General features: G+C 61.5%; 11 protein-coding genes. 5 read left to right on the forward strand and 6 right to left on the reverse strand.

The window, feature by feature from the left end; translation table 11 throughout:
• Positions 1-316 precede the first annotated feature (316 nt).
• Both amaA and amaB read right to left on the reverse strand, forming a co-directional pair.
• Complete coding sequence (gene amaA, locus KI237_RS26725; RefSeq protein ID WP_212797749.1) at positions 317-1,600, reverse strand: L-pipecolate oxidase; 1,284 nt, start codon at positions 1,598-1,600, stop codon at positions 317-319.
• Positions 1,601-1,749: 149 nt separating this feature from the next.
• A complete protein-coding gene (amaB, locus tag KI237_RS26730) occupies positions 1,750-3,240 on the reverse strand; it encodes an L-piperidine-6-carboxylate dehydrogenase (protein ID WP_212797750.1) in 1,491 nt (496 codons plus the stop codon).
• Between the two features lie 177 nt (positions 3,241-3,417).
• On the opposite strand from amaB, the gene KI237_RS26735 reads away from it, so the two are divergent.
• From KI237_RS26735 to nadE, 3 genes are all read left to right on the forward strand, one after another.
• A complete protein-coding gene (locus KI237_RS26735; protein ID WP_212797751.1) occupies positions 3,418-4,323 on the forward strand; it encodes a LysR family transcriptional regulator in 906 nt (301 codons plus the stop codon).
• A 231-nt stretch (positions 4,324-4,554) separates the two neighbouring features.
• Positions 4,555-5,781, forward strand: a complete 1,227-nt coding sequence (gene pncB, locus KI237_RS26740; RefSeq protein WP_212797752.1) for a nicotinate phosphoribosyltransferase — start codon at positions 4,555-4,557, stop codon at positions 5,779-5,781.
• Between the two features lie 4 nt (positions 5,782-5,785).
• Positions 5,786-6,613: an NAD(+) synthase gene (gene nadE / locus KI237_RS26745; protein WP_212797753.1), complete on the forward strand. Its 828-nt coding sequence runs from the start codon at positions 5,786-5,788 to the stop codon at positions 6,611-6,613.
• A gap of 580 nt (positions 6,614-7,193) precedes the next feature.
• On the opposite strand, the gene azu is transcribed toward nadE, so the two are convergent.
• Positions 7,194-7,640: an azurin gene (azu, locus tag KI237_RS26750; RefSeq protein WP_212797754.1), complete on the reverse strand. Its 447-nt coding sequence runs from the start codon at positions 7,638-7,640 to the stop codon at positions 7,194-7,196.
• Positions 7,641-7,982: 342 nt separating this feature from the next.
• Between azu and KI237_RS26755 the strand changes: the two genes are divergently transcribed.
• Together KI237_RS26755 and KI237_RS26760 are read left to right on the forward strand one after the other, a co-directional pair.
• The gene (locus KI237_RS26755) at positions 7,983-8,570 is read left to right on the forward strand and encodes a cytokinin riboside 5'-monophosphate phosphoribohydrolase (RefSeq protein WP_212797755.1); all 588 of its coding nucleotides are present in this window, start codon (positions 7,983-7,985) and stop codon (positions 8,568-8,570) included.
• A 68-nt stretch (positions 8,571-8,638) separates the two neighbouring features.
• A complete protein-coding gene (locus KI237_RS26760; protein WP_057448273.1) occupies positions 8,639-8,827 on the forward strand; it encodes a hypothetical protein in 189 nt (62 codons plus the stop codon).
• Positions 8,828-8,900: 73 nt separating this feature from the next.
• Here the strand turns inward: KI237_RS26760 and KI237_RS26765 are convergent, their stop codons facing one another.
• The 3 genes from KI237_RS26765 to KI237_RS26775 form a co-directional block, all read right to left on the reverse strand.
• Positions 8,901-9,278 carry an NUDIX hydrolase gene (locus KI237_RS26765; RefSeq protein WP_212797756.1) on the reverse strand — a complete coding sequence of 126 codons (378 nt, stop codon included), beginning with the start codon at positions 9,276-9,278 and terminating at the stop codon, positions 8,901-8,903.
• Positions 9,279-9,415: 137 nt separating this feature from the next.
• Positions 9,416-10,309, reverse strand: a complete 894-nt coding sequence (locus KI237_RS26770) for a transglutaminase family protein (protein ID WP_212797757.1) — start codon at positions 10,307-10,309, stop codon at positions 9,416-9,418.
• Positions 10,309-12,795, reverse strand: a complete 2,487-nt coding sequence (locus KI237_RS26775; RefSeq protein WP_212797758.1) for a circularly permuted type 2 ATP-grasp protein — start codon at positions 12,793-12,795, stop codon at positions 10,309-10,311. The genes KI237_RS26770 and KI237_RS26775 overlap by 1 nt, the downstream gene beginning before the upstream one ends.
• Positions 12,796-12,831: the final 36 nt, after the last annotated feature.

A 12,831-nucleotide genomic window follows, 5' to 3' on the forward strand; every position in this document is an offset into this window, starting at 1 on the left:
AAGCTCAGAGCAAGGGCCGTGCCATCGGTTTTTTATTCTGAAAAAAGTCGCTGCTTTATTGTTATTTCGACTGTTTCGAGCCCTTTTTCATAGGGCGTGCAACCGTCTAAACCGCACGAGGTGCAACCTTTTAATTAAATGGGTGAAACCCTCCGTGAGCCATCATTGCAACCATCGCACGAAACGGCGTGCAACCAGTGTGTAACAACCCACGTCACCGAACTGCACACTGTCGGTGCGCGATTGCTACAACCCGCACCATAACAGGCTAGACGCTACGCCGAAAAACGCGGGTTCCAGCAACAATTTTCAACACTCAAATGACGATCCGCAGGCACTGGCCCGCGTGATACAGCGAAAAGCCCGCCTCATACAGGCAGCTGCGCAACCCCACCCCGGCCAGTGGCTGCATGGGTGTGAACGGGATGGGCAGGGCCTGGGCATTGCCGTGGCACAGGTAGTCGGCGAACGCCTTGCCGACCACCGTGCCGGTGGTCACGCCCCGGCCGTTGTAGCCGGTCACGGCCACCAGCCCGGGGGCCGGCTCGAACAGACGCATCAAGTGATCGGGGGTAAAGGCAATGCAACCGGTCCAGGTGCACTCCCACTCCACCGACTTGAGGTAAGGAAAATAGTGCTGCTGCACCCGATCGGCCCAAGCCTTGAGGAACCAGGTCGGCTTGCGGTTGCCGTTGCCCAGGCTGCCCAGCAGCAAACGGCCGTCCTTGTCCCGGCGGATGCTGCTCAACACCTGGCGGGTATCCCACGAGCCCTGCCCGCCCGGCAGAATGCGTCGGGCAGCCTCGTCGGTCAGCGGGACCGAGGCGACCTGATAGTAATAACCGGGGAAGAAATTGCGCCGCAGTTCGGTCCAGTCGCCCTCGGTATAGGCGTTGGACGCGATCACCACCTGCTCGGCCAGCACCGAACCCTGGGCAGTCTGCACCGACCAGCGCTGGCCTTGGCGTTCCAGGCGCGTCACCGATGAATGGTCGAACAACTGGCCGCCAAGGTCCGTGGCGGCCTTGGCCAACCCGCTGGTGTAGGCCATCGGGTTGAGCGTGCCGGCGCGACGGTCGAGCAGTGCCGCAGCGATTTTCGACGTGCCGGTGGCCTCGACACAGGCCGGGCCGGTGAGCAATTGCACCGGGGCACCGCGGCGCTTCCATTGTTCTTCGCGACTGCGCAGGTCGGCCTCGCCCCGGGCGTTATGGGCCATGTGCAAGGTGCCTTCGCGGCGCAGCTGGCAATCAATGTTGTATTTATCGACAAGACTGAACACCAGGGCCGGCGCGGCCCCCAGCATGCGGTTGAGCTGGCTGCCCACCGCCTCGCCGAACCCGGCCTCGATGTCATCCGGCGGGATCCACAGGCCGGCGTTGACCAACCCGACGTTACGCCCCGATCCACCATTGCCCGCCCGATGGGCTTCCAGCACAACCACGCGCTTGCCTTGTTCGAGCAAATGCACCGCTGCCGACAACCCGGTAAAACCCGCACCGATAACGCAGACATCGGCCGTGACTTCACCGGTGAGCACGCTGTTTTCAGGCCTTTGCGGCGTTAGTTTTTCCCACAGACATTCTTCGCGTAACGGCATTGCCAGACTCCGAAAATGAAACCCAACCACTACACAATTCAGTGCGGGAGCGAGCGTGCTCGCGATAGTGGTGGGTCATTCAACATCCATGTCGACTGATCCACCGCCTTCGCGAGCGAGCTCGCTCCCACAAGGGTCCTGCATTGGCTTCAGTCGAACGTAATCCCCTGGGCCAACGGCAACTCCAGTGAGTAGTTCACGGTGTTGGTCTGGCGGCGCATGTAGCCGCGCCAGGCGTCGGAACCGGATTCGCGACCGCCGCCGGTTTCTTTTTCACCACCGAATGCGCCACCGATCTCCGCGCCGCTCGGGCCAATGTTGACGTTGGCGATGCCGCAGTCGCTGCCCACCGCCGACATGAATTGCTCGGCTTCACGCACGTCGGTGGTGAAGATGCAGGACGACAGGCCTTGAGGCACGGAATTGTTCAGGTGCAAGGCCTCGGCAAAGTCCTTGTAGCCGACCACGTACAGGATCGGTGCGAAGGTTTCGTGGCGCACCACATCGCTTTGCTCGGGCATCTCGACGATGGCTGGCGAGACGTAATAGGCATTCGGGAACTGGTCTTCAAGCTGGCGCTTGCCGCCAAAGACTCGCCCGCCTTCGCTCAAGGCCTGCTCTAGTGCATCCTGCATGTTGTCGAAGCTGTGCTTGTCGATCAGCGGCCCGACCAGGTTGCCTTCCAACGGATGGCCGATACGCACTTTCGAATAGGCGGCCTTGAGGCGGGTGACGATTTCTTCCTTCACCGACTCGTGGGCAATCAGCCGGCGCAGGGTGGTGCAACGCTGGCCGGCGGTGCCGACGGCACTGAACAGGATGGCGCGCACGGCCATGTCCAGGTCGGCGCTCGGTGCCAGGATCATGGCGTTGTTGCCGCCCAGTTCCAGAATGCTGCGGGCGAACCGCGCAGCGACCTTCGGTGCCACTTCACGGCCCATGCGGGTGCTGCCCGTGGCGCTGATCAACGCCACACGCGGGTCATCCACCAACGCTTCACCGGCATCGCGACCGCCGATGATCACCTGGCTCAGGTACGGGGGCGCGTCGCTGAAATTCTTCAGCACACGCTCGAACAGCGCCTGGCACGCCAGGGCGGTGAGCGGGGTCTTTTCCGACGGTTTCCAGATCACGGCGTTGCCGCACACCAGCGCCAGCGTGGTGTTCCAGGCCCAGACCGCCACCGGGAAGTTGAAGGCGCTGATCACGCCGACCACGCCCAGCGGATGCCAGGACTCACGCATGTGGTGGCCCGGACGCTCGGAGGCGATGGTCAGGCCGTACAGCTGGCGGGACAGGCCGACGGCGAAGTCGCAGATGTCGATCATCTCTTGCACTTCACCCAGGCCTTCCTGGGTGATCTTGCCGGCTTCCCACGACACCAGTTCGCCAAGGTCGGCCTTGTATTCACGCAACAGGTCGCCAAATTGACGCACCAGCTCGCCGCGACGTGGGGCCGGCACCTGGCGCCACAGGTCGAAGGCGTGTTCGGCACGGCTGACCTGCTGCTCGACTTCAGCCGCGCCTTCCCAGTTCACGGCGCCAATACGGCTGCCATCAACGGGCGAATGCACCGGTTGTGTGCCGTTCTGGTACAGGGCCGAGTCGACGCCCAAGCGATCAAGCAATGCAGCAACCATGGAAATTTCCTCACACGAAAGACAAAAGGAGTGGCAGCCGGACGAATGCGACTGATCAGACCTGTAGTTGTAGCTGGCTCGAGACTTGCCAACAAACGACCTTTAAGCGAGATATCATTCCGTTTATTCATGCTGGCCATGACCGGATAAGCAGCGCCACAAGAAATAAGGCCTCATATGCTCAACAAACGCTATTTGCCGTCGATCACGGCGCTGCAATGCTTCGAAGCGGTGACCCGCCACCTGAGCTTCACCCGTGCCGCCGAAGAGCTGAACCTGACCCAGAGCGCCGTCAGCAAACAAGTCGCGCAACTGGAGGAGCTGCTGCAGCACTTGCTGTTCCGGCGCGTGCGCCGACGCTTGCAGCTGACGCCCGCCGGTGATTTGTACCTGGGGGAAGTGCGAAAAATCCTCACGCAGGTGGAGATGTCTACGCACTACCTGCGCTCCTACGGTGGCGACACCGAAGTCCTGCGCGTTTCCACGCCTCCGACCTTCGGTGCCCGCTGGCTGGTCCCACGCTTGAAAGGCTGGCGACTGCGGCATCCGACGATTCACTTGGACCTGTGCAGCGAGCAGGAGGCCGATGACTTGCTGCAAGGGCGCAGCGACCTGGCGTTCTATTTCGGCCACGGTTCGCGACCCGGCACCGAATCCCTGAAGCTGTTTGGTGAAGAACTGGTGCCGGTCTGCGCGCCCGGCAGCCTGCCTGCGCAGCCTTTCACCGACCCGACCCAACTGGCCGAGCTGGTGCTGCTGCAAAACGCCTCGCGGCCCCAGGCTTGGCACGACTGGTTCGACCACCAGGGCTACCACACCGAACACAGCTACCACGGGCCGCGTTTCGAAACCTTCTACATGTGCATTCGCGCGGCCCAGGTCGGCTGCGGCGTCGCCCTGCTGCCGCGGTTTCTGGTGGAAGAAGAACTGGCCGACGGCAAACTGGTCATCCCCTGGCCCCACGCGATGCCCAGCACCAATGCCTATTACCTGGCCTATCCGGAACATTCGGCGGAGGTGCCCAAGGTGCGGCTTTTTGTGGAGTGGATGCTGGAGCAGATCGAGCACGCGGATGCACCGTAGGAGCTGCCGAAGGCTGCGATCTTTTGATCTTTCTCTTGAGATTCGATGAGCGGGGGAAAGATCGCAGCCTCGCTTCGCTCGACAGCTCCTACGCACCCTGCAGGGAGGATAAATAGCTTTGCCACAGAAAATACTGGCAATACCCGCCCCGGTTATGCGCCACTAGCCGCCTCACTTAAAAACCGCTGCATCCCGCTGCCCGCCGCAGCGGCCTGTCTGGAGATGCCCGCCATGAGCGAGAGCGTATTTGCCGATCGTATCGTGCAGAACCTGCTCGACACCGACTTCTACAAACTGACGATGATGCAGGCGGTGTTGCACAACTACCCCAACGTCGAAGTCGAATGGGAGTTTCGTTGCCGCAACAGCGAAGACCTGCGCCCCTACCTGGCGGAGATCCGCTTTCAGATCGAGCGCCTGGCCGAGTTGAGCCTGAGCGCCGACCAGTTGGGTTTCCTGGAGCGCATCAGCTTTCTGAAGCCGGACTTCCTGCGGTTCCTGGGCCTGTTTCGCTTCAACTTGCGCTACGTGCACACCGGTATCGAAAACGGTGAGTTGTTCATCCGCCTGCGCGGGCCGTGGCTGCACGTCATTCTGTTCGAAGTGCCGCTGCTGGCCATCGTCAGCGAGGTGCGCAATCGTTATCGCTATCGTGAAATCGTCCTGGAACAGACGCGGGAACAGCTTTATCGCAAGTTCGACTGGTTGAGCGCCAACGCCAGCGCCGAAGAACTGTCCGAACTGCAAGTCGCGGACTTCGGCACCCGTCGTCGTTTTTCCTTCCGTGTCCAGGAAGAAGTGGTGAACGTGCTCAAGCACGACTTCCCCGGGCGTTTCGTCGGCACCAGTAACGTGCACCTGTCCCGGGAGTTGGACATGAAGCCCCTGGGCACCATGGCCCATGAGTGGATCATGGCCCACCAGCAATTGGGCCCGCGGCTGATCGACAGCCAGATCGCCGCCCTCGATTGCTGGGTACGCGAGTACCGAGGCCTGCTGGGGATCGCCCTGACCGATTGCATCACCATGGACGCCTTCCTCAAGGATTTCGATCTGTTCTTCGCCAAGCTGTTCGACGGCTTGCGCCATGACTCGGGCGACCCGGTGATCTGGGCCGAAAAAGCCATTGCCCACTACCATAAGCTCGGCATCGACCCGATGAGCAAGACCCTGGTGTTCTCCGATAGCCTGACATTGCCCAAATGCCTGGAGATTTTTCGGGCATTGCGTGGTCGCATTAATGTCAGCTTCGGTATTGGCACCAACCTGACGTGTGACATTCCAGGTGTAGAGCCGATGAGCATCGTGCTTAAAATGATCAGCTGTGATGGGCAACCCGTGGCCAAGATTTCAGACGAGCCCGGCAAGACCCACTGCAAAGACCCGAATTTCGTCGCCTACATGCGACACGTTTTCCAAGTACCTGCCGCCCTTTCTGACACATCAAGCAAGGAGTGAATTCATGCAAGCCGTACAGCGTGAGATTGCTGAACAGCTCAAGGTCCAGCCGCCGTTCGCCGATGACGCCGCCCTCAAGGCCGAAATTGCCCGTCGGGTGAGCTTTATTCAGGATTGCCTGGTCAACTCCGGACTCAAGTCCCTCGTGCTGGGCATCAGCGGTGGCGTTGACTCGTTGACCGCCGGGCTGCTGGCCCAACGTGCCATGCGCGAACTGCGGGAGAAAACCGGTAACGCCGCCTACAAGTTCATCGCCGTGCGCCTGCCGTACGAAACCCAGTTCGACGAGCATGAAGCCCAAGCCTGTGTGGACTTCATCGAACCGGACGAGCGCCATACCGTCAACATCGGTCCGGCGGTCAAGGCCTTGGCCGATCAAGTCGCGGCGTTCGAAGGCAAGGCAGCGGTCTCGCGGGATTTCGTGCTGGGCAATACCAAGGCGCGGATGCGCATGGTGGCGCAATACACCATCGCGGGCACCGAGCACGGCCTGGTGATCGGCACCGATCATGCCGCCGAAGCAGTGATGGGTTTCTTCACCAAGTTCGGTGATGGCGCTTGTGACTTGGCCCCGCTCAGCGGTTTGGTGAAAAACCAGGTCCGGGCCATCGCCCGTGACTTTGGCGCGCCGGAGTCGCTGGTGGAAAAAGTCCCCACCGCCGATCTCGAAGACCTGTCGCCAGGCAAACCGGACGAAGCGTCCCACGGCGTGACCTACGCCGAGATCGATGCATTCCTGCACGGCCAACCGATTCGCGAAGAAGCGGCCAGGATCATTTGCGAGACCTATCGCAAGACTGAGCACAAGCGGGTGATGCCGTACGCCCCGTGACCGGCAATCCCTGTGGGAGCTGAGCTTGCTCGCGATAGCGGTGGTTCAGCTTGCATTGATGTTGAATGTGCCGCCGCCATCGCGAGCAGGCTCGCTCCCACAGAGGTTCCGGGGTATTGGCAGACTCTGCATTCACCACAGATCCCTGTGGGAGCTGAGCTTGCTCGCGATAGCGGTGGTTCAGCTTGCATTGATGGTTGAATGTGCCGCCGTCATCGCGAGCAGGCTCGCTCCCACAGAGGTTCCGGGGTATTGGCAGATTCTGCATTCACCACAGATCCCTGTGGGAGCTGAGCTTGCTCGCGATAGCGGTGGTTCAGCTTGCATCGATGTTGAATGTGCCGCCGCCATCGCGAGCAGGCTCGCTCCCACAGAGGTTCCGGGGTATTGGCAGACTCTGCATTCACCACAGATCCCTGTGAGAGCTGAGCTTGCTCGCGATAGCGGTGGTTCAGCTTGCATTGATGTTGAATGTGCCGCCGCCATCGCGAGCAGGCTCGCTCCCACAGGAAATGCGATTATTGGCCAGACACAAAAAAGCGCCCTGCACGGGGGCGCTTTTTTTGTGCCTGTGAAGTGATTACTTCAGGGTAACGGTGCCTTTCATCATCGAGATGTGGCCCGGGAACGAGCAGAAGAAGCCGTACTTTTCAGCGGCGTCCAGTTTCGATACGTCGAAGGTCACCGAGTCTTTCTCACCGGCACCGATGATCTTGGTGTGGGCGATGATGCGGGCATCACCTTCCTTCAGGTAGTTCTTGTCGATACCGGCGCCCAGGCCATCGGTGGCGATCGGCTGCATGTCAGCCTCTTTGCTCAGCACCCAGTTATGGCCCATGACGTTTTTCGGCAAGCTGCCCGAGTGAGTCAGCTCAACGGTGAACGTCTTGCAGCTCTTGTCGATCTCGATGGCCTTGGTGTTGAAGGACATCTGGTCGGTCGAATCGATGGTGGTCTTGCACTCCGCTGCCATCAGTTGGCTGCTGGCCAGCGTCAACAGGGATACTGCAACAAGTTTGGCAAACATCGTGAATCTCCAAGGCATGGTTAACAAAGTTCTATCAAAGGGGAAGACTGCCTGAATTTCAGACAAGTTCCTATGACCTGAATCAAACATTGTATACAACTTAAGGCTATCAACCTGATGGACACAATCAACCAGTCAGAAGCATGAAGGCTCTCTATCATCGGCCCCATACCCACCCTGGAGTACCGGTCATGAACCTCAACAGCCTGTTATGCAGTTTGCTCGCCGCCTACGCCTGTGGCGCCAGTGGTACCTACGAAAAGCCTCAACGCGAGGTTTAATCGCTTTGCGCAACCCAGGCCAGGCTTTACTCTGGATCGGTTACCGATCATGGAGTAAAGCATGTCCATCGCGTCTGTTTGTGTATTTTGCGGCGCCAGCACCGGCACCGATCCAGCGTATCGTGAAGCGGCGCAGGCCCTGGGCCGGGCGCTGGCGCAACGGAAATTGACCCTGGTCTACGGCGGCGGGGCCGTCGGCCTGATGGGGATTGTCGCCGACGCGGCCCTGGCGGCCGGCGGCGAGGTCATCGGCATCATCCCGCAAAGCCTCAAGGACAAGGAAATCGGCCACAGCGGCCTGACCCGCCTGGAAGTGGTGGACGGCATGCACGCCCGCAAGGCACGCATGGCCGAACTCAGCGATGCCTTCATCGCCCTGCCCGGCGGCCTCGGCACGCTGGAGGAGTTGTTCGAAGTCTGGACCTGGGGCCAGCTCGGCTACCACGGCAAACCGCTGGGGTTGCTGGAAGTGAACGGTTTCTACAGCAAGCTCACCGGTTTTCTCGATCATATCGTCGGCGAAGGCTTCGTCCGCGCGCCCCATCGTGACATGCTGCAAGTGAGCGAATCAGCGCAGAACCTGCTCGATGCGCTGGACGAATGGCAACCGTCAGTGCAGCCGAAGTGGACCGAACAAAAACCCAGCTAACGGCTCGGCCCCGATACAGGGCAGAATATGCGCCGCTCAACCTCACCTTCGACCCCAGAGGATCGCCCATGGCCAAACCCAATTATTCCTTCGCCAAACGTCAAAGAGACTTGGCCAAGGAGCAGAAGAAAGAGGAAAAGCTGCAGCGCAAGAAAGCCACAGCTGAAGAAGAAGCCGCACTGACTCCTGATACCGAAGGCGAAGTGGCGGCAGAAGATGATGTTGATGCACCGAAAGATCAGGCGCCCGACGCCTGATATCCCCAGGGCCCGATGATCCAGTCCGGCCCCCCGGTTCCGTGTCCAGGGCCGGCAGTCCCACTGCCGGCCCTCACAATCCCAGCGCCTTGATAATCGACAGGCGATAGCCTGCAGGTAGATTGGCCGGCAATTGGTCCGGCTCGAACAACCCGATCTGCTTGTGCTCATGGCTGATCATCGGCACGAAACCGCCCAGCAACTGGCAACGGTACGTGGAGATGAAGACGTGCTTGCCGGGAATGACCTCGAACAAGTACGAATCCAGCGGCTCCTCCACGCGCACCTCAACCGCCAGTTCCTCATCGATCTCCCGTGCCAGGCATTGCGGCGCCGTTTCGCCCAGCTCGATTCGTCCACCGGGCAGTTCCCACTCGTCCCGTTCGTTGAGCATCAGCACGACCAGGCCTTCGGGGGATTGCAGCACGCCTTTGATGGAAACCGGGAACATGGGAAAACCTCATCATTCATATGACACCCAACCTGTGGGAGCGAGCTTGCTCGCGATAGCGTCGTGTCAGTCAATGAACATGTTGACTGTAGAGTCGCCATCGCGAGCAAGCTCGCTCCCACATTTCTACACAGTGTTCATGGCTCCAGCGGCATCACCGTCACCCGCACCTCGGGATCATGATTGCCGCCCCCCAGGATCACCCCCCGCAACGGCGACACATCGGAAAAATCCCGGCCCCAGGCCAAGGTGATGTGTTCCAGGGCCGGCTGGACGTTGTTGGTCGGATCAAAGTCCACCCAACCCAATACCGGGCAATACACCGAGACCCAGGCATGGGACGCATCGGCGCCAATCAGCCTTGGTTGGCCGGGTGGCGGCTGGGTCAGCAGGTAGCCGCTGACGTAACGCGCCGCCAGCCCGCGAGAGCGCACGCAGGCCAGCATCAAGTGGGCAAAGTCCTGGCACACGCCCCGCCGCCGCTCCAGCACCTCCACCAGCGGCGTGGCCACCTGGGTCGCCTCGGCATCGAAGGTGAACTCCTCGAAAATCTTTTCCATCAGCGCCCGCACGCCAACCATCAGCGGTCGCCCCGGCGGGAAGCAGCTCTCGGAAAACTCGACGAAGCTGCGCTTGAGGTGCACATAAGGTGACTCGAAACGAAAACGGCATGCTTGCAGCAATGGCGCCGCAAGTGGCCGGCCGCTGTAGGTCAGCGCATTGCTGGTCGACTCCCAGGCCGGAGACAGGTTGAAGTCCAGTGCGGGGCGAGACAGCACCTCGACGCTCAGGCGAGCATTGACCAGCAGCTCGTCGTGGGGGCGCTCGAAGGCCAGGCGGGTCAGTGGGTTGCCAAACACATCCTGCTCATCGCGACGGGTCGTCGGCTCCGGGCTGATCAGCAACTGCTGTTCGGTGCAACGCTGCCAGTCACAGGCGCGCGGCCACAGATGGGCAAGCTGCTGGGCCAGGGACACTGGGCTGTCGTAGTGGTAATGGGTGTCGTGGAGGATCTGGTAACGAGCGTTCATCAGACGGACACCGTGCGTTGGCTGACGTCATCGACGTGGGCGAAATGACGCAAGGCCAGGCGATCGGATACCTGGCCACCGACATCGGCCACTTCCTGCAACAGGTCGGCCAGCCCATCAAGCGCTGCGCGCAGACTGGCTTCACCAAACAGGGGATTTTCCAGGCAACGCAGGTCAAAGCGAGAAAGACGCGTCACCAATTCTGGCAAGGCCGTTTCCTTCGGTGCGCCAAAATCGTCGTTCAGGCGTTTGAGCGTGCGGGCCACCAGCTTTAACTGGAAAAGCACCGCATGGGGGTTCTGTTCGTCCAGCAACAACAGGTCCATCACCGGGATCAGTTGCGCCACCGCCAGGTAGCGCGAACGGTAGGTGATGCTGCTGTTGCCCAGTTCCAGCAGCCACTCCAGCCCGGCCTGGTCGAAGACTGCATCGCTACGCAAAAACGCCGCCAGGCTGCTGCTGAGGAACTGCAAGCGTTCCAGGCGCCGGCCCATCATCAGGAAGCGCCAGCCCTCGTCGCGGGTCATGTCGTCCAAGGCAAATCCGGACAACGCCGCCAGGGACATCACTAGCCGATTGAGGAAATCCAGCAACTCACCGAAATCCGGTTCCTCGGTTTCCAGCTCCATCGCTTCGCGCTGCAACTCCACCAGCGCCTGCCAGTTCTCCCGGGACAGCTTGCCGCGAACCTGCGAGGCCGCCCACTGCAAGCGCTGCAGGTTGGAGCGCAGGCTGAACGACCAATCGTCCCCCAACAGCGCCGCCAGCAAACGCTCGTGCAGCTCGCCCTCTTCAGGCAGCAGCATCAGGCTTTCGCCCAGGGACACCGCCGACGCCAGGGCCTGCGGGTCATCGCCATCGACATAACGCCCCAGCATGATCCGCAGCAGCCGCGCGCTGTCGTCGCAGCGTTCGCAGTAACGGCCGAACCAGAACAGGTTTTCCACCACCCGCGAAGGCAGGTACGGATCGCGTCGAACCAGGTCGTGGACGCCTACGGTTCGCTGGGCCGTCCACTGTTCACCGCCGGGCGCCTGCTCGCCCAACACCCACGTATCCTTGCTGGCGCCGCCACGCTGCATCGACACCACTTCGGCGTCGGCCTCGGCGGCCACGCGGGTCAGGCCACCCGACAGCACCCGATAATCATCCTTCCCGGACACGGCATACACGCGCATGCCAATGGCCCGCGGTTGGATGTGCCCGTCTTCGGCCTGCCAGACCGGGGCCTGGGACAGTTGCGCCAACTCCTGGGCGACATAAGCATAGGGCCGAGCCTGCATGCGCGCCGCCAGTTGGCCGCGCTGCGCCTCGTTCAGGTCCCGGCCGAACACCGGGGTGAAGCTTTGGGAAGGAAACGCCGGCTTGATCAAGAGTTGCGGCAGCTTTTCCAGGGCCTGGGCCAGCACCGGCGGCTCACCGCACCACCAGGTGGCGATGGACGGCAGTATCAATTCCTCGCCGAACAGATACTGATTGATCTTCGGCAGGAACCCCAACAGGCCCGGAGACTCCAGCACGCCGCTGCCCAGGGCATTGGCCACCAGCACCCGGCCCTGGCGCACCGCTTCCAACAGTCCCGGCACGCCGAGGGCTGAATCGGTGCGCAGCTCCAGGGGGTCGCAGAAATCGTCGTCGAGCCGACGCATGATGGCGTGGACCCGGCGCAGGCCGCTGAGGGTCTTGAGATAGACCGTGGCGTCCCGCACGGTCAGGTCGCCCCCCTCTACCAACGGATAGCCAAGCTGGCGGGCCAGATAAAGATGCTCGAAATAACTTTCGTTGAACCGCCCCGGCGTCAACAGCACCACCAGTGGTGACTCACCGTCGCTGGGTGCCTGGCGTGCCAGGGTTTCCTGCAAGGTGCGGAAGAACCCGGACAGGTGTCGCACCCTCAGGTCGCGATACAGCTCGGGGAACGCGCGGGAAACGATCATGCGATTTTCCAGCGCATAACCGGCCCCCGAAGGCGCCTGGGTCCGATCCGCCGTAACCCACCAACGACCATCGGGCGTGCGCGCCAGGTCCACCGCATACAAGTGCAGGAAGCTGCCGTCCGGCGGCGCGATGCCCTGGCAGGGCCAAAGGAAATTGTTGTGCCCGAATACCAACTCTGCCGGCAGCAGCCCTTCGCTGATCAGCCGCTGAGGCCCATACAGGTCGGCCAGCACCGCATTGAGCAGCCGCGCACGCTGGGCGATCCCGGCCGACAGATGTTTCCATTCCTGCGGGTCGATCACGTGGGGCAGCAGGTCCAGCTCCCACGGCCGGTCGGCGCCCTTCGGATCGGCGTAGACGTTATAGGTGACACCGTTTTCCTGGATCTGCCGGGCCAGCAGCGCCTGGCGCTGGATCAGGTGAGCCGGCGTGCTGCGCTGCAACTGATCGAACAACCGCCGCCAGTGCGGACGCACCGCACCGTTGTCGTCCAACAGTTCGTGATAGGTGCCCGTCGTCAGCGGGTAACGGTCAAGCAGGTCAGGCATGGAAAGCTCGGCAGACGGCAATAAAAGGTGAGACTA

Source organism: Pseudomonas sp. St316, assembly GCF_018325905.1.
In the GTDB taxonomy this organism is placed as follows: domain Bacteria; phylum Pseudomonadota; class Gammaproteobacteria; order Pseudomonadales; family Pseudomonadaceae; genus Aquipseudomonas.